The sequence below is a fragment of the Serratia sp. DD3 genome, from assembly GCF_000496755.2.
This window is the reverse complement of record NZ_AYKS02000032.1, coordinates 1-21,754: the sequence shown is the minus strand read 5'-3', so window position 1 is coordinate 21,754 and position 21,754 is coordinate 1. Positions and strand designations below refer to the sequence as shown.

Below are 21,754 nucleotides of genomic sequence, written 5' to 3'. Positions count from 1 at the left end.
CTCCTGTTAACTTAGCCAAATGCCGAGTGGCAGCGTGACATCAAGTAAATAATCAAAGGCGTAGAACAGTGAAATGCTCATGACAACGCCAGAGATCAGCGCTGCAATCAGGCTGGCTTGGAATAGCATGCCAATACTGAAGGTCAGCAGGGTGGTGGCCAGAGGGAAGCCGAGCCATTCGAAACCCCAGGCGTAAAGCACCAAGGTGATGACCAAGACCAGCAGGCGTTGCAGGACTTTATGGTGCGGCCAAGCGATCACTTGTGGCTTACTGAATAACAATAGGGCGGCACACAAGGCCATCAGGCTTAGAATAACCAGCGGAAAGGGGCGTGGCCCCAGCGGTTCATAGCTATATTCACTTTGAATATTCCAGCCGACAAACAGACCAGCGAGACACAGCAACAACCATAAACCGGCAAAAATACGTTCACTCATGGCATGTTCCTGGGTTATTTGGCGAGACCAAATGATTTAGCCATTTCACGGTATTGGTTAACCTGTTGTTTCACGTAGGCATCCAGTTCTGGCCCCGTTAAATTGAATTCAAACAGACCGCGTAAATTACGTTGTTTTTTGAATTCCTCGGTTTCTACCAATTTCTTGAAAGTATCGTTCCACCATTGATATTCGGCCTCGCTCACTTTAGGCCCCATATAAAAGCCACGGATGATAGGCCATACCAGGTTGTATCCTTGCTCTTTAGCGGTGGGAACAGAGGCGAGATCCCCGGGTAGACGTTGTTCAGCATAGACCGCCAGTACCCGCAGTTTATCGCCATTCAAATAGGGCACCATTTCGCTGAGGTCACCGGATACGGCCTGAATATGGTTACCGAGCAGTGCGGTGACCGGTTCGCCACCCCCTTCAAAGGCGACATAGCGCATCTTGTGAGGATCGATACCCACTTCCCGTGCCAGCAAGGCAGTTTTCATCCAATCCTGGCTGCCAATAGAGGCACCAGCACCAAATACCACTGCGTTAGGATCCTTTTTGAAGGCCTCCATCAGATCGTTGAGTGTTTTGTAGGGGGAATCCGCACGCACAGCAATGGCACCATAGTCTGTGCCTATCGCCGCCAGCCATTTCACATCATTAACGTTATAACGGCCAAATTTGCCTTGTGACAGATTCAGTAACGAACCGCCCGAGAATGCGACAACGGTACCAAATTCTGCTGGTCGCTGGGCGACAATCGCGTTATAGGCTACCGCGCCAACGCCGCCGGGCATATAGGTAACGCGCATTGGTTTGTTGATGGCGTTGGTTTCTTGTAATGAAACTTGAAGGAGTTTACAGGTGAGATCAAACCCACCACCCGGCTTGGCCGGCGCGATACATTCGGTACGTCCTGGTGCGTCAATGGCCCAGGTTTGATTGGCAGCTAACAGCAACAGTGCGGCGGTAAAGGTATGAGTCATTATTTTTTTCATGGTTTTCCCCATTGGTTTTCTTTCAGTTTGTGATATCGCCACCTGACAGGTAGTTAATATCTTGTTAAAACATTTACCTTTCATTTACCTTTCACCGTCGGGAAAAATTGACAGGATGTGATATGCGTCTCTTGCTTGTAGAGGATCACCCGGAGTTGTCACACTGGTTACAGAAAGCCCTCACCGGACTGGGGTTTGCTGTGGATGTCGCTTTGGATGGTGTGGTTGCAGACCATCTGCTATTAAATGAAAAGTATGCACTGGTGGTATTGGATGTCGCCCTGCCACGGTTGGATGGTTTTCAACTGTTGGCACGTTTACGTAAGCGTGGTCAGGCATTACCGGTATTGCTTCTGACCGCGCGAACGGAGGTCACTGATCGTGTGAAAGGGCTGAATCTGGGCGCTGATGATTACCTTACCAAACCGTTTGAGCTTGATGAGCTGGAGGCCAGGATCCGTGCGTTACTGCGCCGCAGTGTCGGTATTACGCAACAGGCGCTGGAATTCGGTGCACTCACTTATCACCATGAAGGTTATTTTGCCTTGGACGGTCAACCGCTGGCACTGACCCCGCGTGAGCTGGCGGTATTGACGGTGTTAATCCATCGTCGTGGCCGGCCGGTTGCCAAAATGCAGTTATTTGAACAAGTTTTTACCCTCAATGATCAAGCCAACCCTGAAAGTATCGAACTGTATGTGCATCGCTTACGCAAGAAATTGCTGGGCAGTAATGTGGCGATTATGACCTTAAGAGGGCTGGGGTACAGCCTGGAGTTGTGCAATGAAGTGGTTTAAGGCACCGCGCTCACTGTTTTATCAATTAATGTTGTTCTTCGGTTTACCCTTGTTGGTGCTGGGCAGCGTTTCAATCTATATCCATTATTTTAGCGCCATGAATGCCGCCAGATTAGCCTATGATCGTACCTTGTTGGCTTCCGCTCGGACGGTGGCGGAAAGGGTGGTGGTGCGTAACCAGAAACTGGAGGTGGATGTCCCTTATGTGGTGCTGGATAGCTTCGAGCGTAATATGAATGACCGTTTGTATTATCAAGTCATCTCACCGCAGGGAACCACGATTTCAGGTTATAACGACTTGCCATCCATGCCACAGGATACGCCTCGTTCCGAGCTTTATCCGGCGTTGGTGCATTTTTATGATGCGCAATATCGTGGCCAGCCGATTCGGGTGGCGGCCCTTTTTCAGCCAGTTAATGAAGCGGGTGTTATGGGGGTGGCGACCATTCTGGTGGCAGAAACCTTGGTGTCGCGCCATTATCTAGCACGACAAATGCTGTTAAGCGCGCTGCTCAGTCAGGGGGGCGTGGTCATTTTGACCTTGGCGTTGGCCTTTATTTTACTGAAACAAGTATTAAAACCCTTAGGCAAACTTTCCAGCCTGATGTTGCGCCGCGATCCGGGAGAATTGACACCACTACCCATGGTTTTACCTTGGTCGGAAATGCAGCCCTTACTGTTGGCGGTTAATCGTTATATCGAGCGGTTACGCTTGATGGTGGCGCGTCAAGAGCGGTTTAGCGCGGATGCAGCACATCAGTTACGCACGCCATTAGCGGTACTGAAAACTCAGGTTGGCGTCGCTTTGACCAGTAATCAACCGGATCAATGGCGTGAGAGCCTGGAAGGAATGAATGCAACGCTAGACAGCACTATTGCGCTCACCGCGCGTCTTTTGTCGCTCTCTCGGCTGAAGAGCGATGGTCAACAGGCCAACCATCAGTTACAGCCGGTGAATTTGGTACAAATATTGCGTGATACCTGCTTTTCATGTTTACCTGAGGCACGCAGTAAACAGATCGATTTGGGTTATGAAGGTGTTGATGCCTGTTGGGTGGCGGGAGAGGCGCTATTGCTGGCCGAATTATGTGCCAACTTGCTCGATAATGCTTTGAAATATACCCCCAGCGGTGGGACGGTCACTGCACGAGTGAGAGTGACTAGCGAGTTTATTCAGTTAGAAATTGAAGACAGTGGGCCGGGTATTGCTCAGGAACAGCGGGTGGCGGCCTTGCAACCCTTCCATCGCCTGGATAATGCCGGTGATCAGCCCGGTGCTGGGCTGGGGTTAGCATTGGTGAACGATATCTGCACCTATCATGGCACCCATCTTGAACTCTCCCGAGCTGATTCGTTAGGGGGCTTGCTGGTATCTGTTCGTTTTATCCCTACGGCTATTTAAACCACAAAAAAACTGCCTTGCTCCGCGCAATGCGGGCACTGCTCGGCTTCTTGAAACTTGATCCACTTTTCTGTCGATGCCAGCCTGCAACTTAATGGCGCTTGGGTATAGAATAGGGCGATTGCAAGATGATGGGAGAGAAACGTGAAGATCCTGGTTGATGAAAATATGCCCTATGCGTTGGAACTGTTTGGGCGCCTGGGAGAGGTGCAGGCGGTTCCTGGGCGGCCTATCCCGCAGCAGGCACTGGCTGATGCCGATGCACTGATGGTGCGCTCCGTGACAAAAGTGAATCAGGCATTGTTAGCCGGGACGCGAGTCAGCTTTGTTGGCACCGCCACTGCAGGCACCGATCATGTGGATGAAGCCTGGTTGCAGCAGGCGGGGATTGGATTTTCAGCGGCCCCTGGATGTAATGCCATCGCGGTGGTGGAGTATGTGTTTTCTGCCTTGCTGTTCTTGGCAGAGCGGGATGGTTTCCATTTGCGTGATAAAACGGTGGGGATTGTTGGCGTGGGCAATGTGGGCTCCCGCCTTGATGCGCGCCTCAAGGCATTAGGGGTACGTACCCTGTTGTGCGACCCTCCCCGTGCCGAACGTGGGGAGAGTGGTGAATTTTGGCCACTGGAAAAACTGGTGGCAGAAGCAGACATTCTCACCTTCCACACCCCATTGAATAAAACCGGGCCTTATAAATCGCTGCATCTGGTGGATGCCGATTTGCTGGATGCGCTGCCGGATGAGCGGATCCTGGTTAATGCCAGCCGTGGTGCGGTGGTGCACAATGCCGCGTTGCTGAAAGCATTAGAGCGCGGAAAAAGGCTGAGCACGGTACTGGATGTTTGGGAACCGGAACCGGACCTTTGCGTGCCGTTATTGGAGTGGGCGGATATTGCTACCCCCCATATCGCCGGTTATTCGCTGGAAGGCAAGGCGCGCGGCACCACACAGGTGTTTGCCGCGTTGGCACAACACCTGGGGCAACCCCAGGATATTGAGCTGTCGTCGCTGTTACCGGTGGCGGAGTTCAATGAGATCTGTTGCCACGGTCCGTTGGATGAAGGGAAATTAAAACGATTGATTCACTTGGTGTATGATGTGCGCCGCGACGATGCGCCATTGCGCCAGGTTGCCGGGCTGCCCGGTGAATTTGACCGCCTGCGCAAGTATTACCCGGATCGACGGGAATGGTCATCACTGCGGGTACAGTGTGATGACAGTGCCAGTGCTGAACTGTTGCAGCGACTCGGTTTTTCTGTTCGCTAAACGGTGGCGCAAGGTGAAATCCCTGTCGCCATATAAATAGATACTCTGGAGAACATCCCATGTCTGATGGTTGGAACATAGCTCTGCTCGGTGCCACTGGTGCCGTTGGTGAGGCGTTACTGGAGTTGTTACAGGAGCGCCAGTTTCCGTTGGGTGAGCTGTTTCCTTTAGCCAGTGAGCGCAGTGCTGGTGCGACGGTTCGCGTTAACGGCAAATCCATACGGGTAGAGAATGCCGAAGGGTTTGACTGGTCGCAGGTGCAACTGGCTTTTTTTGCTGCTGGTTGCGAAGCGGCGGCTCGTTATGCTGATGAGGCGGCCAATATGGGCTGCTTGGTGATTGATACCAGTGGTTACTTTGCCTTGGAACCAGATGTTCCGTTAGTGGTACCCGGTGTCAACCCGCAGGTATTGGCGGATTATCGTAACCGCAATATCGTGGCAATAGCCGACTGCATGGTCAGCCAATTGCTGACCGCGATTAAACCGCTGACCGAACAGGCGGGTCTTTCCCGTTTACAGGTAACGACGCTGATGTCAGCTTCATCACGCGGTAAACTAGCGGTGGATGAGCTGGCTGGGCAGAGTGCGCGCTTGCTTAATGGCATTCCTGCCGAACCCGGTATCTTTGCCAAGCAGTTGGCTTTCAACCTGTTACCTCTGATCAGTGATGAGCAGGGGAGCGTGCGGGAAGAGCGTCTTATCGTTGACCAGGTGCGTAAAGTGTTGCAAGACGCCGGGTTACCGATTTCCGTCAGTTGTGTGCAAACATCGGTATTTTACGGTCATGCACAAGTGGTGCATGTGGAAACCTTGCGTCCGCTGACAGTTGAAGAGGCACGCGGTGAACTAGAGCAAGCCGATGATATTCAACTGAGTGAAGATGACGACTACCCGACACAGGTGACGGAAGCTTCCGGGAGTGAGGTGTTAAGTATTGGTTGTCTGCGGCAGGATTATGGTATCCCGGAAATGCTGCAGTTTTGGTCAGTGGCCGATAATGTGCGCTTTGGTGGTGCCTTGATGGCCGTTGAAACCGCAGAACGCTTGTTGCAGGAGCAGATGTACTGATGTCTGCAGAGTCGCCCATTCTCCCGCCAATGCTGAAAATTGCGCTGGGGGTTGAATATGATGGTAGTCGTTATTACGGTTGGCAGCGCCAGCAGGAAGTCACCAGTGTACAGGCTTGCCTGGAGCAGGCGTTAAGTAAAGTGGCCGATGCGCCAATCAGCGTATTTTGCGCCGGGCGTACTGATGCCGGGGTGCATGCCACAGGGCAGGTGGTGCATTTTGAAACCACGGCGCGTCGTCAGGATGCTGCCTGGACAATGGGCGTCAATACGCATTTGCCGCCAGATATTGCGGTGCGTTGGGTTCAGGGGGTGAGCAGCGATTTTCATGCGCGTTTCAGTGCCACCGCGCGCCGCTATCGCTACATCATCTATAATCATCGCTACCGTCCGGCGATTATGCAGCAGGGGGTAACGCATTTTTATCACCCGCTGGATGCCGAACGGATGCATCGTGCCGCCCAGGCTTTATTGGGTGAGAATGACTTTACCTCATTCCGTGCGGTGCAATGCCAGTCACGCACGCCATGGCGCAATGTAAAACAGGTGAAGGTTTCGCGTTATGGTGGCTATATCCTGGTGGATATCAAAGCCAACGCATTTGTTCATCATATGGTGCGAAATATTGTTGGCAGCTTGTTGGAAGTGGGGTGTGGTAATCAGGAAGAGAGCTGGATAGCCGAACTGTTGGCGTTGAAAGATCGCAACCTGGCAGCCGCCACGGCACGGCCAGACGGTTTGTATCTGGTGGCGGTGGATTACCCAGAGCGTTTTGCGTTACCTTGCCCCCCGTTGGGGCCGTTGTTTTTAGCTGATGATTAAACCGTCAGATAGCAGATAGATAAGTATTTAGTACTGGGTAGCGTTACCCGGTTAAAATGAGAGAGTTTATGGACGTTATCAAGTTTATCATTGATTTTATTCTGCATATTGACGTGCATTTAGCCGAGTTGGTGGCGCAATATGGCGTCTGGGTTTATGCCATTTTGTTTTTGATCCTGTTTTGTGAAACGGGATTGGTGGTTACCCCGTTCCTGCCAGGGGACTCACTGCTGTTTGTTGCCGGAGCTTTGGCGGCGTTACCATCTAATGATCTCAATGTTCATACCATGGTCGCTTTGATGGTGGTGGCAGCGGTGCTTGGCGATGCGGTGAACTATACCATTGGGCGTTTGTTTGGTGAAAAGCTGTTTACCAATCCCAATTCCAAAATTTTCCGCCGCAGTTATCTGGATAAAACTCACCAGTTTTATGAAAAATATGGTGGCAAAACCATTATCCTGGCACGGTTTGTGCCTATTGTGCGTACCTTTGCCCCCTTCGTGGCGGGTATGGGGCATATGAACTATCGCCATTTTGCCGTTTATAACGTGGTTGGCGCACTGGTTTGGGTATTGCTGTTTACTTATGCGGGCTACATGTTCGGTGATTTACCGATAGTGCAAGAAAACTTGAAACTCTTGATTGTTGCCATCATTGTGGTTTCAATTCTGCCGGGTATTATTGAGATCTGGCGCCATAAACGTGCGGCAGCTCGGCAGCAAAAACAGTAAAAGTATCGGTTAACCCGTCAGTTAACGCAGTTTTTTGTCTACAGTATCGGGCCGATATGGTTTAATGAGCAGTATCTATGGTCTGTTTTTGTGAACCCGCCTATAGCCAGAGGTCTGGTGGTGGTTATCGCATAAACAGCGGGCTGGCATCTGCCTGGTTCAAACAGAAAGGTCATCAATGAGCTGGATTGAACGAATTCTTAACAAAAGTAATGTGACTCAAACCAATAAGGTGAGCATTCCTGAAGGGGTCTGGACCAAATGCGCTAGCTGTGGTCAGGTTCTTTATCGTGCTGAGTTGGAACGTAATCTCGAAGTGTGCCCCAAGTGTGATCACCATATGCGCATGTCTGCGCGTATGCGCTTGCATACCTTGCTGGATGAAGGTAGCGAGGTTGAGGTGGCGAGCGAACTGGAGCCGAAAGACGTTCTCAAGTTCAGGGATTCTAAAAAATATAAAGATCGCCTAAGTGCGGCGCAAAAAGCGACGGGTGAAAAAGATGCGCTGGTGGTAATGAAGGGGACACTTTACGGTATGCCCATCGTCGCTGCTTCGTTCGAATTCGCCTTTATCGGTGGTTCGATGTCTTCCGTGGTGGGTGCCCGCTTTGTCCGTGCGGTTGAACAAGCCTTGGAAGATAACTGCCCATTGATCTGCTTCTCTGCCAGTGGTGGCGCGCGTATGCAGGAAGCGTTGATGTCGCTGATGCAGATGGCCAAAACCAGTGCGGCGTTAGCCAAATTGCAGGAACGTGGTCTGCCCTATATTTCGGTGTTGACTGACCCGACCATGGGCGGCGTTTCTGCCAGTCTGGCGATGCTCGGGGATATCAATATCGCCGAACCTAAAGCATTGATTGGTTTTGCCGGTCCGCGTGTTATTGAGCAGACAGTGCGTGAGAAACTGCCGCCGGGTTTCCAACGCAGTGAGTTCCTGATTGAAAAGGGCGCGATCGATATGATTGTTCGTCGACCAGAAATGCGCCGGACTCTGGCAAACATCATTTCCATGTTGACTAATCAACCCCTGCCAGATTTTGATGGTGTTGCTCCGCTAGCCGCAGAGGAAAACCAGGCCAACGCCTAAGGTATGTCAGACCCTGCGTGTCAGCATTAGCGGGGTCTTCGTCACTTTATGGTTATACCCAAGTTCAATCACGTTGCAGGTAGGCGGCAAAGGAGTGAGTCCCTAGGAGCATAGAAAACTATGTGACTAGGGTGAATGAGAGTAGCCAACAACCCTGCAGCTTGAATGGCGACGGGTATATCACGGAATGCCCTCTTGGATTGACTTAAGAGGCGCACCTGACGGATTTTGAACCTAAAGTCAGTGATAGGATGTATGCAAAACCACCAAACTCCCCAAGCTACGGCACCCCTGAATACGTGGCTCTACTATCTGGAACATCTGCATAGCCAAGCGATAGAACTCGGTCTGGAGCGTGTACGGCACGTTGCCGCCCAACTCGATCTGCTTACGCCGGCTCCGACGGTGTTTACGGTGGCCGGCACCAACGGCAAAGGTACTACCTGCCGCACGTTGGAGGCCATTATGCTAGCCGCCGGGTTACGGGTAGGGGTTTATAGCTCCCCCCATCTGGTGCGCTATACCGAGCGGGTACGTATCCAGGGGGAGGAACTCAGCGAAACGGAACACTGCCGTTCATTTGCCGCTATTGAGGCCGGTCGCGGTGAAACCTCGTTGACCTATTTCGAATTTGGTACCCTGTCGGCATTATACCTGTTTAAACAAGCTAGACTTGATGTGGTGATCCTCGAAGTGGGGCTCGGCGGGCGTCTTGACGCCACCAACATTGTTGATGCTGACGTGGCAGTAGTGACCAGTATTGCGCTGGACCATACTGACTGGCTGGGGTGCGATCGTGAAAGTATTGGCCGTGAAAAAGCGGGTATTTTCCGTGGTGGTAAACCTGCTGTGGTCGGTGAACCGGATATGCCTCACAGTATTGGGCAAGTGGCTGAGGAGCTGGGGGCCCACTTGTATCGCAGTGGTGACAACTGGGTGTTCAGTGAACAAGGGGAGCGTTGGCAGTGGCAAGGGGAGGGCACCAGCCTGACTGAGTTGCCGATGCCTAATGTGCCCTTGGCCAATGCGGCAACCGCGTTGGCTGCGTTATACTACTCAACATTAGACATCGATGAGAAAGCCATTTTCAGTGGCTTACAGCAGGCTACGCTGCCTGGGCGTTTTCAAACTGTACAGCACAACCCACGGGTGATCCTGGACGTGGCTCATAACCCGCATGCTGCAAGCTATCTAGCGCGTCAACTGGCAAAATTGCCACGTAACGGTGGCAAGGTTCGTGCGGTGGTGGGGATGCTATCGGACAAAGATATCGCCGCTACGTTGGCTTGCCTGAGTGAAGTAGTGGATATATGGTACTGCGCATCGTTGGATGGCCCAAGAGGGGCAAGTGCAGAACAACTGGCACAATATTTAGTGCAGCCACAACAGTTTGATGATGTTGAAACTGCCTGGCGCCAGGCTATGCAGCAAGCCGATATTCAAGATATTGTGATCGTCTGTGGCTCATTTCATACGGTAGCACCGGTGATGGCAGCTATAGACGAGGGGCGGGGAGTGTGAGTGGCAAGTAAATTTCAGAATCGACTGATTGGCACGGTGATTTTGGTCGCCTTAGGGGTCATCATTCTGCCGGGTTTGTTGGATGGCAAAAAAAGGCATTATGAAGATGAGTTTGCCGCTATTCCCCTGGTACCCAAACCCGGTGACTCCCATGAAGCTGACATGATCCCGCCAGCGTCACAACCATTACCTTCTCAACCCCCTGAAGGGGCGGGGGCATTGGTTGAACAGCAGGCAGCGGTAGAAGCGGCAGCCCAACAGGCCGCCAGACAAAATACTCAGCAGCAGCAATTGCCACCGGTTGTGGTGCCTCCGGCAACCAGTCAACCGATTCAACCCCCGCTGCAGCAGGAAACCAAGCCAGCAGAGGTGAAACCCAAGCCAGTGGTTGAACCGAAACCGGAAGTGAAGCCTGAAACCAAACCGCAGCCTAAACCCGCAACCGAAGAAAAAGCACCGGTGGGGCAGGCCTATGTGGTGCAGTTAGGTGCGTTGAAAAATGCCGCCAAGGTCAATGAAATTGTCGCTTCATTACGTTTGTCTGGCTACCGGGCCTATACAGTGCCTTCGACACCGGTTCAAGGGGTGATTACCCGGATCTATGTGGGGCCTGATGCATCGAAGCAGAAATTGCAGTCATCTTTGGCTGAACTCAATGCCATTAGTGGGTTGAGTGGTCAGGTGAAGCCGTACAGTGTTCGTTGATGGGGCTGAACTGCTCTCTGTTGGCGGCAAACACTGAAGGTGAATGGCATGGCGTTCAGGTTTTTTTCGCCGCGTTATATTTTTAATGTGGCGGGAAATCCGCTACGCAAACGTTTTCTTTTTCTGTTAGAATTCGCCGCGAATGAGATGCAAGGGCGATTCATCATTGGAATAGTTCATGGTCTGGATTGATTACGTCATTATAGCGTTGATTGGATTTTCGGCTTTGGTCAGCCTGGTCCGAGGTTTTGTACGCGAAGCATTGTCACTTGTGACATGGGGATGTGCGTTTTTTATAGCCAGCCATTTTTACCCTTACCTTGCAGCCTATTTCACTCGTTTAGAAGATGAACTGGTGCGGAATGGCGTTGCGATAGCTCTATTATTTATCGCAACGTTGATTGTGGGCGCTATTGTTAACAACGTGATCGGCACATTGGTCGATAAGACCGGGTTATCGGGTACTGATCGCGTGTTAGGTGTCTGTTTTGGTGCATTGCGTGGCGTATTGATTGTGGCGGCGCTCCTGTTTTTTCTGGATACCTTCACCACCTTGTCACAAAGTGCGGATTGGAAACAGTCGCAATTTATCCCCTATTTCAAGCCCATCATCACTTGGTTCTTTGACTATCTGCAAAGCACGTCGAGTTTATTACCCCCCTAGTTACCGGGGCGGTAACGGCTTAGAGGAAAAGACAACATGTGCGGTATTGTTGGTATCGCCGGTTTTATGCCGGTAAACCAGTCTATTTATGATGCGTTGACAGTGCTTCAGCACCGTGGGCAGGATGCCGCTGGCATCGTAACGATTGATGCCTATAACGGGTTTCGTCTGCGTAAGGCCAATGGCCTGGTGAAAGATGTGTTTGAAGCACGTCATATGCAGCGTTTGCAGGGTAACATGGGCATTGGCCATGTGCGCTATCCTACTGCAGGCAGCTCCAGTGCTTCAGAAGCCCAACCATTCTATGTCAACTCGCCATTCGGTATTACGCTGGCACACAACGGCAATCTGACGAATGCCCATGAACTGCGCCAGAAACTGCTTGAAACTGGCCGCCGTCATATCAATACGACCTCCGACTCGGAGATCCTACTGAATGTGTTAGCCACTGAGCTTGACCGTTTCCAGCACACCCCGCTGGAAGCTGATAATATTTTTACTGCCATTGCGGCAATGCACCAGCAATTACGCGGTGCCTATGCCTGTGTGGCGATGATTATCGGTCATGGCCTGGTGGCATTCCGTGATCCTAATGGTATTCGCCCGCTGGTGATTGGCAAGCGGACATTGGATGATGGGCGCTGTGAATATATGGTGGCATCCGAGAGCGTGGCGCTGGATACATTAGGTTTTGAGTTCTTGCGTGACATTGCACCTGGTGAAGCGGTCTATGTCAGTGCTCAGGGGCAGCTTGCCACCCGCCAGTGTGCCGAAGATCCTAAAAACCACCCCTGTTTGTTTGAGTATGTCTATTTTGCCCGTCCAGACTCGTTTATGGACAAAATCTCGGTCTACAGTGCGCGAGTGCGTATGGGGCAGAAGTTGGGTAAAAAGATTGCCCGCGAATGGGAAGATCTGGACATTGATGTGGTGATCCCAATCCCGGAAACATCTTGCGATATTGCGCTGGAAATTGCCCATATTCTGGGAAAACCTTATCGCCAGGGATTTGTTAAAAACCGTTATGTGGGCCGTACTTTTATCATGCCGGGTCAGCAAGTGCGCCGCCAGTCGGTACGTCGCAAGCTGAACGCCAACCGTGCTGAGTTTCGTGACAAGAACGTGTTATTGGTGGATGACTCCATCGTGCGTGGCACGACCTCTGAGCAGATTGTCGAGATGGCCCGTGATGCGGGAGCCAAACGGGTTTATTTGGCCTCTGCGGCACCGGAAATCCGTTTCCCCAATGTCTATGGTATTGATATGCCGAGCGCCTCAGAGCTGATTGCTCATGGGCGTGAAGTGGATGAAATCCGCAAGATGATTGGTGCCGATGGTTTGATTTTCCAGGATCTGACTGATTTGATCGACGCGGTTCGGGAAGAGAACCCAGATATCACTCAGTTTGAATGCTCGGTGTTCGACGGTATTTATGTCACAAAAGATGTCGACCAAGACTATCTGGAGTATCTGGAGACATTGCGCAATGATGATACCAAAGCGTTGCGCGGCCAAACCGAAGCGGAAAATCTGGAAATGCACAATGAAGGCTAATCGCTAATCGGGCTGCTATACCCAAGTTCATTCAAGTTGCAGCCTACATTGCTGCAGCTTGAATGGCGATGCGGGTCTAGCATAGAGCTCACTCACCATCCCTTCTGCTGGGGGGCTGCAAAGTCTACCCCAATTCAGCTATGCTAGCGGCCTATCTCTAGGCAGAGACTCGTATTATGAAAAAACTCATTGTCGGAATTTCTGGTGCCAGTGGCGTCATCTATGGTGTGCGTTTGCTGCAAGTTTTGCGCAGTGTGGAAGGGGTTGAGACCCATTTGGTGATGAGTCAAGCCGCGCGCCAGACGTTAGCACTGGAGACCTCGTTAAATCTGCGTGATGTACAAGCGCTGGCGGATGTGGTCTATGATTCGCGAGATATTGCCGCCAGCATCTCTTCGGGTTCTTTCAAAACCATGGGCATGGTGATCCTGCCTTGCTCAATCAAAACATTATCTGGCATCGTCAACAGCTATACGGATGGGTTATTGACCCGAGCTGCTGATGTGGTGCTAAAAGAACGGCGGCCTTTGGTCCTCTGCGTGCGTGAAACCCCCCTGCATCTTGGCCATCTACGTTTAATGACTCAGGCCGCGGAGTTGGGGGCGGTGATTATGCCACCGGTGCCTGCCTTCTATCATCGCCCACAAACCCTTGATGATATCATCGATCAAACCGTGAACCGGGTTATCGACCAGTTTGATATTGAACTGCCGCAAGACCTGTTTACGCGCTGGCAAGGCGTTAATTAACAATTTTACAATTAAATCTATACATTTTTGCAGCGTTGCACTGATTTAGTGCCACGTATGCACCATAATAGTTCTGCTGCACCATGCTTTCATACGGGTGTTTACCCAAGGTGAGAAGGGCTAGACTCAAACAACGGTCTATTTCACCAACTGGGTCCTGTGAGATTCACGCCAGTGAATGGAATAGGTGCAGAGTCAATGGCTTATCGTGTTCTGTAACAAGAAATGGCATGATTGCTGCATCCTTGGTACCGGAAAAAGGTCACCTCTGTGTGGACATCGGAAAAATCTAATCGAGGAATATTATGAAAAATCTTGTTAAGGCTCTTCCCTTAGTGTTACTGCTGGGGGCGATGGGTAGTGCTTTGGCTGCTTTGCCCACGACAATAAAAATTGGTACTGACCCAACTTATGCTCCTTTTGAATCCAAAAATGCACAGGGTGAATTGGTGGGTTTTGATATCGATTTGGCCAAAGAGATGTGCAAACGGGCGAATATCCAGTGCACTTTTGTCGAGAGCGATTTTGATGCGCTTATCCCTTCACTGAAAGCGAAAAAAATTGACGCAATTCTCTCCTCACTCTCCATTACTGAAAAGCGCCAACAGGAAATCGCCTTTACCGACAAATTATTTGCCGCTAATTCACGCCTGATCGCACCGAAAGGTTCAACGATTTTACCCACCATAGAAGCACTGCAAGGCAAGAGTGTGGGGGTGTTACAAGGAACCACACAAGAGGCTTATGCTAACGCTTTTTGGCAGCCTAAAGGCATCACGGTGGTCCCTTATCAGAACCAGGATTTATCCTATGCGGATTTAGCTTCCGGGCGTATTGATGCGGCGTTTCAGGATGAGGTGGCGGGGAGTTATGGCTTCCTTCAACAACCTATGGGTAAGGATTATGCCTTTGCGGGTGAGTCAGTCAAAGATGACAAATACTTTGGTGTCGGTACCGGTATGGGGCTACGCAAGGATGCAACCGAGTTGAAAGCAGCATTGGATAAGGCTTTTGCTGAAATGCGCCAAGATGGCACTTACGATAAATTGGCCAAGAAGTACTTTGATTTTGATATCTATGGTGGTTAATTCTCGTCCTGTCTCATGTTGAAGCCACTGGGTGAGCTTCAATAGGCTGGTATGATCTAGCGAACCGCCGACAAGCTGTGGCGGTTCTATACTCGTCATACTTCAAGCTGCTTGGGTGTTGGCTACGTCAGTTCGCACCAGTCACATAGTGGCCTATGCTCCTGGTGACTCTCGGACTTGCCGCCTACAAGCAATTCGAATTATTTAGAGTATAAGTCAATCAAAACAGGATAAAAGAAATGCTACAAGGCTATCCTCTATTGATCTTCGAGGGGGCTCTGGTGACACTGGAGCTGGCCCTCAGTTCCGTTCTGTTGGCGGTGGCGATCGGCTTGTTCGGTGCTGGCGGTAAGCTTTCGTCCAACCCTATCATCTCAACAATATTCGGTGCCTATACCACGCTGATCCGCGGAGTCCCTGATTTGGTGCTGATGCTGCTGATCTTTTATGGCTTGCAGATTGCCTTGAATAGCGTGACGGAGTCACTGGGTTTTGCGCAGATCGATATAGACCCTTTAAGTGCCGGTATTATCACCTTGGGGTTTATCTACGGTGCCTATTTTACGGAAACTTTCCGTGGTGCCTTTCTGGCGGTACCGAGGGGGCAAATTGAGGCGGCCACGGCGTTTGGTCTTTCCAAAGGGCAAATTTTTCGCCGTATTCTGTTCCCGGCGATGATGCGTTTTGCGTTACCTGGCATTGGCAACAACTGGCAGGTGATCCTGAAGGCGACCGCATTGGTATCGATCCTGGGTTTGAATGATCTGGTAAAAGCGACACAATTGGCAGGAAAAGGCACCTACCAGCCTTTTTTCTACGCCATTGTTGCTGGGGCGGTCTACCTGCTTTTCACCACCCTTTCTAATGGTGTCTTGCTGTGGCTTGAGCGGCGTTATTCACTGGGCGTCAAAAGGGTTGAGCTATGATCGACATCTTGCAACAGTATTGGCAACAACTACTGTGGACTGATGGCTACCGTTTTACTGGTGTGGCGGTGACGTTATGGTTGCTGATTTCATCGGTGGTGATGGGGGGGCTAATGGCTGTCCCGATGGCGGTGGCGCGAGTCTCTTCTGTTCGCTGGCTGAGTCTTCCCGTTTGGCTGTATACCTATGTGTTTCGCGGCACTCCGCTGTATGTACAACTACTGGTGTTTTATTCTGGGGTGTACAGCTTGGAGATGGTGCGTGGCACCGAACTGCTGAATGCATTTTTCCGCAGTGGGCTTAACTGCACCATTTTGGCACTGACACTGAATACTTGTGCCTATACCACCGAGATTTTTGCTGGGGCGATCCGTTCGGTACCCGAAGGTGAAATTGAAGCAGCCAAAGCCTATGGTTTTTCGCGCTTTAAGCAGTATCGCTGCATTATTTTACCTTCAGCACTGCGTACCGCATTACCGGCATACAGCAATGAAGTGATTCTGATGCTGCACTCGACGGCATTAGCGTTTACCGCCACGGTACCGGATTTGTTGAAGATTGCGCGTGATATTAATGCGGCGACTTACCAACCCTTTTATGCCTTCGGCATCGCAGCAGCACTGTATTTGATTGTCTCTTACGTGTTGATCAGTCTGTTCCGTAAAGCGGAGAAGCGTTGGATGGCACATGTTACTCATCGATAAATGGCGGAAATAGTCATGTCTGAAAATAAATTAGCCGTCAGTGGATTATACAAACGTTATGGTGACCATGAGGTATTGAAAGGCGTTTCTCTGGCGGCGAACGCCGGGGATGTGATCAGTATTATTGGTTCATCTGGCTCGGGGAAGAGTACCTTTTTACGCTGCATTAATTTTCTGGAAAAACCCACCGAGGGAAGTATCAGACTAAACAATAAAGATATTTCCATGGTACGTGATCGGGATGGTCACTTGAAAGTTGCGGATAGTAAGCAACTGCAGTGGTTACGTACCCGGCTAACCATGGTATTCCAGCATTTTAACTTATGGAGCCATATGACCGTGTTGGAGAATGTCATGGAGGCTCCTATTCAGGTATTAGGCTTGAGTAAAGCGCAAGCCTTTGAGCGAGCAGTGCGCTATCTGGAGAAGGTCGGCATTGATGAACGCGCGCGGATTAAATATCCCGTCCACCTTTCTGGTGGTCAACAGCAACGGGTGTCGATTGCCCGGGCACTAGCGATGGAGCCGGAAGTCTTATTGTTCGATGAACCGACTTCCGCCTTGGATCCGGAACTGGTGGGGGAGGTGTTGCGCATCATGCAAAAGCTGGCGGAGGAGGGGAAAACCATGGTGGTGGTGACCCATGAGATGGGTTTTGCACGCCATGTGTCCAACCACGTTATTTTCTTACATCAGGGCGTGATTGAAGAGCAAGGCTCACCAGACGAACTGTTCGATCATCCGAAAAGTGCCCGTTTACAGCAGTTCCTTTCCGGGTCACTGAAGTAAACTCCGTGATGGTCATTATTTGAAGGTGGTGTTGGTTAAATGGGTCACCTTTTTGCTGGACCAAAACGTTGAATATTTTGGTCCAGCGACTTGAATGGTAAAGCTCTCAATAAATTCTAACGTTGTGACTGGCGATTAACCACATCATCCAGTGCCTGCTCCAACTCCATAAAGTGGAATTTGAAACCCGCCGCCTCCAATTTTCTTGGTATCGCCCGTTGCCCTTCGAGAACCAGTACTGAGGCCTCCCCCATCAGCAAGCGTATGGCAAATGCCGGGGTACGCAGAAAGGCGGGTCTAGCCAACACATTCGCCAAGATGGCGCTGAATTGCTCATTATGCACTGGGTAAGGGGCCACCATATTAAATGGACCGGACAGTGAGGGATGATCTAACAGATAAATAATGGCATTGACCATGTCGTCAATATGGATCCAGGGCATATATTGGCGGCCATTACCTATTGGCCCACCCAAGCCTAAACGAAACAGGGGGATTAACTTTGCCAATGCGCCCCCTTTGGGGGCCAGTACAATACCGGTACGTAGCAAGCAGACTCGAGTGTGGCTACTTTGCGCCTGAAGTGCCAGGGCCTCCCAACGCTGGCAGAGTTGATGAGTAAACCCCGGCTGGGGTGGCTCATCTTCGGGCACTACCGATTGGCCCTGATCGCCATAATAGCCCACAGCGGAGCCAGAAATCAGTACCGTAGGGGGGAGGGAGCTGGTCTTGATCAAGCCCGCCAGCCGTTCAGTCAGTTCCCAGCGGCTACGGCACAGCCGCTCTTTTTGTGTTGCACTCCACCTTTTATCCGCAATTGGTTCTCCTGCCAGGTTGATCACCGCATCAAATCCATCCAGAGAACGTTGTTCATCCAGCGAAGACCAATAGCTCACGGTATCACCGAATTTTTCCCGCGCTTTACTGATATTACGGGTCAATAAGGTGAGTTGATGCGAAAGATGCAGCAGCTGCCTGGTGAGGTGGCTACCGATCAATCCTGTTGCGCCGGTAATCAGGATCTTCATGGGCGGATCTCCCTGATAGGTATAAATAGGCTGTTATTCAGAGAGATATTTTATCTCTCTGAATCAGTTTAAGTATAGGAGGGCTCCCGGCAGTAACTCAAGGTCATCGAGACCGAGTCGGCATAACGCAGGGCCAACAATTTATCTATTTCCACTTCAGCATAGGTGACCCAAGGATGTTGTTTCACGATATCGAGCACATCTTGAGTTAATTTTTCCAATAAAGCGAAACGGTTATCTTCGATATGGCGAATGATCGATTTGGTGATCGTGCGGTAATTGAGGGCATCGGCAATATCTTCACTATGACGGGCTTTATCGGCTGGATAGTGAATCACCACATTAACCAGGATATCCTGGCGGTTGTTGATTTCTTCTTCCTTGATACCAATAAAAGTACGTAAGCGCAGGTTTTTAATACGGATAATGGCATCGTTTGGCGGAACAGGCATCGGAAGTCCTCTACAGGTCAGTATGTTGCTACCCAGCATAGATGGAAAATAAGGAAAGACAAAACATTGTTCACCGTTACAAGCTAAACGGCGCTGTTTAAGCCGTGGTCGATACCCTTACGGCGGGTTAGGGCCCGCTAATAAAAATTATCCAGAGCAAGAATTCAACAGGTTAAGAGCCCGAACCAAGCGCAGAACGATTTTCTGCTAATGCTAACGCATGTTGTTGAATCGTCAGTCGCAACCAGCGGCGCAACCGATCATTATGTGTTCGCTCATGCCAGATCTGCATCATATCGACACGCGGTAGTTCCAGGGGTAAAGGGTAAAGGCGCAATTCAGGATCGCGAGTCACTGCCTCTTCGCCAACTGAACGCAGACAGGTGAGCAATAAGTCACTGCCTCGGATTAAACGACTTGGTGCAAGAAAACTGGAGAGCCCAGCAACGACGTTACGCGCGAGGCCTTGGCGTTGAAGATAACGATCAACCACCCCATTGAGATCACCAGTTAATGTTGTCAGAACATGCTCGCAGGCCAGATAAGTGTTCAGGTCGAGCCCATCCTGCAGCAAATGATGACCTGCCGCGGCGAGTACCACAAAATCCTCACTCAGCAAGCGTTGCTGATGAAACGTATCCGGCAGTTGATCGTAGAAACCGGCAATAGCCAGGTCACAGGTTCCCTTTTCGAGTTCTTCCCGTGGTAATAGGCCGCGTGTGTTATGGGTGATCAGCACCAGATTGGGCGCCTCTTGTCGCACTATTGGCAACAAGCCTGGCATCATGATCTGCTCCATGTAATCGGTGGTATAGATGTGGATGCGCTCGGCGCGGGCAAGAAAATCACGACCTTCACATTGATCGTAAAACGTCTCAATATCCTCCACCAGCTTTTGCACCTGAAGCGCAATTTGATGGGCACGTGGGGTAGGGGCCAGACCGCGTGGCGCTCTAACAAAAAGCGGATCGCCAAACTCATGGCGCAATTTACTGAGTTTATGGCTCATTGCGGGTTGGCTGAGAGACATGCGAACCGCCGCCATTGAGGCATTACGCTCTTGATATAACACGTGGAAAAACAGCAGCAGATTGAGGTCTTTATTGAATATATTCATTTTTTGAATACCTGAAATGAAAGCTTTTAATTTTTAGAATTATAGCGACTCATCTATGCTTATATCCAGTTCACTGATTCAGGCGCAATAGCGCTCAATGGAGATAAATGATGAAAATCCTGATGGTATTGACCTCTCACGACAAACTGGGTAACACCGGCCACAAGACCGGGTTATGGCTGGAAGAGTTTGCGTCACCCTATTATGTTTTCCGCGATGCGGGTGCGGATATTACTCTGGCCTCACCGCAAGGGGGCCAACCGCCTCTGGATCCGAAAAGCAGTCAGCCAGATGCACAAACGGCGTCTACTCGTCGGTTCGATCAGGACACCACCGCGCAGCACGCGCTGGCGAATACCGTGAAGTTGCAGGATATTAACGCTGACGATTTTGATGCGCTGTTTTACCCAGGCGGCCATGGCCCGCTGTGGGATTTGGCGGAAGATAGCGTCTCTGTTGCTCTGATAGAACAATTCCACGCGCAGGGTAAACCGGTTGCTGCGGTGTGCCATGCCCCAGCCGTATTGCGCCACGCCAAGAATACATCAGGCCAGCCCCTGGTTATGGGCAAGCAGGTTACGGGATTCAGCAACAGTGAAGAAGAGGCGGTACAACTGACTCAGGTAGTGCCTTTCCTGGTTGAAGAGATGCTCAAAGATAACGGTGGGCATTACAGCCGTGGTGAGAACTGGCAGAGCCACGTCGCAGTGGATGGTTTGCTGATTACGGGGCAAAACCCAGCGTCTTCAGATGCAACCGCTGAAGCGGTACTCAAATTGCTCAAATAACGAGAGACACGAACCACCGCTAATCAAACTGCGGGACTCCATTCACAGGGAATGCCTGTGTCTGAGGGCCCGCAGTTATCTGGTTATTTCAAAAAGTCTTCACGCTGAGGGGTAAAGGTATCCAGCAGCGTTCCCGCCTCCAGACAGACACAGCCATGTATCACATCAGGCTTTTTATACAGGGTGTCACCAGCGCCCACTTCTTGGCTAACGCCATATACCGTGAAATCTGCATTGATTATTACGCCGTTCAGAGTTTTCGATAATAAAATTCATCTTAAATCTAATTATGTAGGGATCTATGCTAAGGATTATTATGATTTTAATATAATGGTAAATCAGACCAGCATTTCCGAATTTGGACTGATGATGGTATATTGATTTGCTCTAAAATGGCGATGTCTAAATTTGGGAGTGATATGATATATAAATCTGGTGAATTTAAAAAGTCTCAGTCTTTCATAATTCTGATTGTTTGAAATATAGAGGAAGCCATAATAAAGGGGCGGGTATTGTTAACCATGTGGACAGCCATGTAAATACTTGAACTAAATTGAGAGTACTTCATACATTTACTCATTAACTTTAAAAAGCTAAACTCTTAGCGTGGATGCTCGCAACAGCATAAGGAATAAGGGAAATGGCAACAGGCTACTGGATCGTTAAAGGCGATAAAACTTCATGCGGAGGCAGCGTTCTTGAAGGACACCCAAAAGGCTTAGCCATCCCCTCATATGAGCAAGGCATGGCAAGGCTTCTGAGGTATGATCTCCGTTCTTGACCAGCTAATAGCGAGCAGACAGCCTCCATGCTTAACCACGAAATAATTCTTAACCACATTGATGACATATTCGGACAGGACATGCATGCCAAGCGTGTCTTGTCGCTCGCCAATGCAACCCACGGGGTTATTGAGTCGGGGTCATTGGCCATCCATGCCATTGGCAATGGCCTCTCTTTGGCCAGCGGCCTTGAGCGAAAGCACGCCGTCAAGCAGGTGGATAGACTGCTCACCAACACAAAGCTCAATGTCTGGAGCTTGTTTGATGATTGGGTTCCCTA

The 21,754-nt window shown here is 50.5% G+C and carries 22 protein-coding genes and 3 pseudogenes; 19 read left to right on the top strand and 6 right to left on the bottom strand.

From position 1 onward, the window contains the following. Nucleotides 1–6: 6 nt before the first annotated feature. Both IO95_RS04700 and IO95_RS04695 read right to left on the bottom strand, forming a co-directional pair. Nucleotides 7–438 carry a tripartite tricarboxylate transporter TctB family protein gene (locus IO95_RS04700; protein WP_023491224.1) on the bottom strand — a complete coding sequence of 144 codons (432 nt, stop codon included), beginning with the start codon at nt 436–438 and terminating at the stop codon, nt 7–9. Nucleotides 439–452: 14 nt separating this feature from the next. Continuing rightward, a complete protein-coding gene (locus IO95_RS04695; RefSeq protein ID WP_023491222.1) occupies nt 453–1,433 on the bottom strand; it encodes a tripartite tricarboxylate transporter substrate binding protein in 981 nt (326 codons plus the stop codon). A gap of 122 nt (nt 1,434–1,555) precedes the next feature. On the opposite strand from IO95_RS04695, the gene tctD reads away from it, so the two are divergent. The 16 genes from tctD to hisP all read left to right on the top strand — a co-directional run bounded on the left by tctD (nt 1,556) and on the right by hisP (nt 17,307). Then, nucleotides 1,556–2,230: a transcriptional regulator TctD gene (tctD, locus tag IO95_RS04690; RefSeq protein ID WP_023491220.1), complete on the top strand. Its 675-nt coding sequence runs from the start codon at nt 1,556–1,558 to the stop codon at nt 2,228–2,230. Continuing rightward, entirely contained in the window at nt 2,217–3,632 is a 1,416-nt protein-coding gene (locus IO95_RS04685) for a sensor histidine kinase (RefSeq protein WP_023491218.1), read from the top strand. The genes tctD and IO95_RS04685 overlap by 14 nt, the downstream gene beginning before the upstream one ends. A 144-nt stretch (nt 3,633–3,776) precedes the next feature. Next, the gene (gene pdxB, locus IO95_RS04680) at nt 3,777–4,898 is read left to right on the top strand and encodes a 4-phosphoerythronate dehydrogenase PdxB (RefSeq protein WP_023491217.1); all 1,122 of its coding nucleotides are present in this window, start codon (nt 3,777–3,779) and stop codon (nt 4,896–4,898) included. 59 nt (nt 4,899–4,957) lie between these two features. Further along, nucleotides 4,958–5,968 (top strand): aspartate-semialdehyde dehydrogenase, encoded by a 1,011-nt coding sequence (locus IO95_RS04675; protein WP_023491216.1) that lies wholly within the window; start codon nt 4,958–4,960, stop codon nt 5,966–5,968. Next, on the top strand, nt 5,968–6,789 hold the full coding sequence (gene truA, locus IO95_RS04670; RefSeq protein ID WP_023491215.1) for a tRNA pseudouridine(38-40) synthase TruA: 822 nt from the start codon (nt 5,968–5,970) through the stop codon (nt 6,787–6,789). Before IO95_RS04675 ends, truA begins: the two co-directional genes overlap by 1 nt. A gap of 68 nt (nt 6,790–6,857) precedes the next feature. Continuing rightward, on the top strand, nt 6,858–7,520 hold the full coding sequence (locus IO95_RS04665; RefSeq protein WP_023491214.1) for a DedA family protein: 663 nt from the start codon (nt 6,858–6,860) through the stop codon (nt 7,518–7,520). 178 nt (nt 7,521–7,698) lie between these two features. Beyond that, nucleotides 7,699–8,607 carry an acetyl-CoA carboxylase, carboxyltransferase subunit beta gene (accD, locus tag IO95_RS04660; protein WP_023491213.1) on the top strand — a complete coding sequence of 303 codons (909 nt, stop codon included), beginning with the start codon at nt 7,699–7,701 and terminating at the stop codon, nt 8,605–8,607. 255 nt (nt 8,608–8,862) lie between these two features. Then, nucleotides 8,863–10,128, top strand: coding sequence for a bifunctional tetrahydrofolate synthase/dihydrofolate synthase (gene folC, locus IO95_RS04655; protein WP_023491211.1), 1,266 nt, complete (start codon nt 8,863–8,865; stop codon nt 10,126–10,128). Next, nucleotides 10,129–10,833, top strand: a complete 705-nt coding sequence (gene dedD, locus IO95_RS04650) for a cell division protein DedD (protein WP_023491209.1) — start codon at nt 10,129–10,131, stop codon at nt 10,831–10,833. Nucleotides 10,834–11,011: 178 nt separating this feature from the next. After that, nucleotides 11,012–11,497 carry a colicin V production protein gene (gene cvpA, locus IO95_RS04645; protein WP_023491207.1) on the top strand — a complete coding sequence of 162 codons (486 nt, stop codon included), beginning with the start codon at nt 11,012–11,014 and terminating at the stop codon, nt 11,495–11,497. A 36-nt stretch (nt 11,498–11,533) separates the two neighbouring features. Then, nucleotides 11,534–13,051 carry an amidophosphoribosyltransferase gene (purF, locus tag IO95_RS04640; protein WP_023491206.1) on the top strand — a complete coding sequence of 506 codons (1,518 nt, stop codon included), beginning with the start codon at nt 11,534–11,536 and terminating at the stop codon, nt 13,049–13,051. A 176-nt stretch (nt 13,052–13,227) separates the two neighbouring features. Further along, the gene (locus tag IO95_RS04635) at nt 13,228–13,800 is read left to right on the top strand and encodes a UbiX family flavin prenyltransferase (RefSeq protein ID WP_023491205.1); all 573 of its coding nucleotides are present in this window, start codon (nt 13,228–13,230) and stop codon (nt 13,798–13,800) included. A 305-nt stretch (nt 13,801–14,105) separates the two neighbouring features. Then, on the top strand, nt 14,106–14,888 hold the full coding sequence (locus IO95_RS04630; RefSeq protein WP_023491204.1) for a lysine/arginine/ornithine ABC transporter substrate-binding protein: 783 nt from the start codon (nt 14,106–14,108) through the stop codon (nt 14,886–14,888). A 239-nt stretch (nt 14,889–15,127) separates the two neighbouring features. Further along, a complete protein-coding gene (hisQ, locus tag IO95_RS04625; RefSeq protein WP_023491203.1) occupies nt 15,128–15,814 on the top strand; it encodes a histidine ABC transporter permease HisQ in 687 nt (228 codons plus the stop codon). After that, nucleotides 15,811–16,518, top strand: a complete 708-nt coding sequence (locus tag IO95_RS25035) for an ABC transporter permease (protein WP_023491202.1) — start codon at nt 15,811–15,813, stop codon at nt 16,516–16,518. Before hisQ ends, IO95_RS25035 begins: the two co-directional genes overlap by 4 nt. Nucleotides 16,519–16,533: 15 nt before the next feature. Continuing rightward, nucleotides 16,534–17,307 carry a histidine ABC transporter ATP-binding protein HisP gene (hisP, locus tag IO95_RS25030; RefSeq protein ID WP_023491200.1) on the top strand — a complete coding sequence of 258 codons (774 nt, stop codon included), beginning with the start codon at nt 16,534–16,536 and terminating at the stop codon, nt 17,305–17,307. A 116-nt stretch (nt 17,308–17,423) separates the two neighbouring features. Here hisP and IO95_RS04610 read toward each other — a convergent pair whose 3' ends face one another. The 3 genes from IO95_RS04610 to IO95_RS04600 all read right to left on the bottom strand — a co-directional run bounded on the left by IO95_RS04610 (nt 17,424) and on the right by IO95_RS04600 (nt 19,904). Continuing rightward, nucleotides 17,424–18,335 (bottom strand): TIGR01777 family oxidoreductase, encoded by a 912-nt coding sequence (locus tag IO95_RS04610; protein WP_023491199.1) that lies wholly within the window; start codon nt 18,333–18,335, stop codon nt 17,424–17,426. Nucleotides 18,336–18,403: 68 nt separating this feature from the next. Next, nucleotides 18,404–18,787 carry a dihydroneopterin triphosphate 2'-epimerase gene (gene folX, locus IO95_RS04605; protein WP_023491198.1) on the bottom strand — a complete coding sequence of 128 codons (384 nt, stop codon included), beginning with the start codon at nt 18,785–18,787 and terminating at the stop codon, nt 18,404–18,406. Nucleotides 18,788–18,959: 172 nt separating this feature from the next. Further along, nucleotides 18,960–19,904 carry a LysR family transcriptional regulator gene (locus IO95_RS04600; protein WP_023491197.1) on the bottom strand — a complete coding sequence of 315 codons (945 nt, stop codon included), beginning with the start codon at nt 19,902–19,904 and terminating at the stop codon, nt 18,960–18,962. Nucleotides 19,905–20,014: 110 nt separating this feature from the next. On the opposite strand from IO95_RS04600, the gene IO95_RS04595 reads away from it, so the two are divergent. Next, nucleotides 20,015–20,692, top strand: a complete 678-nt coding sequence (locus IO95_RS04595) for a type 1 glutamine amidotransferase domain-containing protein (RefSeq protein ID WP_023491196.1) — start codon at nt 20,015–20,017, stop codon at nt 20,690–20,692. An 83-nt stretch (nt 20,693–20,775) separates the two neighbouring features. Here the strand turns inward: IO95_RS04595 and IO95_RS25960 are convergent. After that, a pseudogene (locus IO95_RS25960) lies at nt 20,776–20,901 on the bottom strand (cupin domain-containing protein); the annotation flags it as partial. 431 nt (nt 20,902–21,332) lie between these two features. Between IO95_RS25960 and IO95_RS26405 the strand changes: the two are divergent. Then, nucleotides 21,333–21,407: pseudogene (locus IO95_RS26405) on the top strand (PAAR domain-containing protein); the annotation flags it as partial. 93 nt (nt 21,408–21,500) lie between these two features. Further along, a pseudogene (locus tag IO95_RS04585) lies at nt 21,501–21,754 on the top strand (IS4 family transposase); the annotation flags it as partial.

Coding starts and splice junctions, on each gene's coding strand:
- tctD (WP_023491220.1), top strand. CDS start 1,556: ATGCGTCTCTTGCTTGTAGAGGATCACCCGGAGTTGTCACACTGGTTA.
- purF (WP_023491206.1), top strand. CDS start 11,534: ATGTGCGGTATTGTTGGTATCGCCGGTTTTATGCCGGTAAACCAGTCT.
- IO95_RS04630 (WP_023491204.1), top strand. CDS start 14,106: ATGAAAAATCTTGTTAAGGCTCTTCCCTTAGTGTTACTGCTGGGGGCG.
- truA (WP_023491215.1), top strand. CDS start 5,968: ATGTCTGCAGAGTCGCCCATTCTCCCGCCAATGCTGAAAATTGCGCTG.
- IO95_RS04600 (WP_023491197.1), bottom strand. CDS start 19,904: ATGAATATATTCAATAAAGACCTCAATCTGCTGCTGTTTTTCCACGTG.
- folX (WP_023491198.1), bottom strand. CDS start 18,787: ATGCCTGTTCCGCCAAACGATGCCATTATCCGTATTAAAAACCTGCGC.
- IO95_RS04675 (WP_023491216.1), top strand. CDS start 4,958: ATGTCTGATGGTTGGAACATAGCTCTGCTCGGTGCCACTGGTGCCGTT.
- IO95_RS04610 (WP_023491199.1), bottom strand. CDS start 18,335: ATGAAGATCCTGATTACCGGCGCAACAGGATTGATCGGTAGCCACCTC.
- accD (WP_023491213.1), top strand. CDS start 7,699: ATGAGCTGGATTGAACGAATTCTTAACAAAAGTAATGTGACTCAAACC.
- IO95_RS04595 (WP_023491196.1), top strand. CDS start 20,015: ATGAAAATCCTGATGGTATTGACCTCTCACGACAAACTGGGTAACACC.
- hisP (WP_023491200.1), top strand. CDS start 16,534: ATGTCTGAAAATAAATTAGCCGTCAGTGGATTATACAAACGTTATGGT.
- IO95_RS04665 (WP_023491214.1), top strand. CDS start 6,858: ATGGACGTTATCAAGTTTATCATTGATTTTATTCTGCATATTGACGTG.
- IO95_RS04695 (WP_023491222.1), bottom strand. CDS start 1,433: ATGAAAAAAATAATGACTCATACCTTTACCGCCGCACTGTTGCTGTTA.
- cvpA (WP_023491207.1), top strand. CDS start 11,012: ATGGTCTGGATTGATTACGTCATTATAGCGTTGATTGGATTTTCGGCT.
- IO95_RS04685 (WP_023491218.1), top strand. CDS start 2,217: ATGAAGTGGTTTAAGGCACCGCGCTCACTGTTTTATCAATTAATGTTG.
- folC (WP_023491211.1), top strand. CDS start 8,863: ATGCAAAACCACCAAACTCCCCAAGCTACGGCACCCCTGAATACGTGG.
- IO95_RS04700 (WP_023491224.1), bottom strand. CDS start 438: ATGAGTGAACGTATTTTTGCCGGTTTATGGTTGTTGCTGTGTCTCGCT.
- hisQ (WP_023491203.1), top strand. CDS start 15,128: ATGCTACAAGGCTATCCTCTATTGATCTTCGAGGGGGCTCTGGTGACA.
- IO95_RS04635 (WP_023491205.1), top strand. CDS start 13,228: ATGAAAAAACTCATTGTCGGAATTTCTGGTGCCAGTGGCGTCATCTAT.
- IO95_RS25035 (WP_023491202.1), top strand. CDS start 15,811: ATGATCGACATCTTGCAACAGTATTGGCAACAACTACTGTGGACTGAT.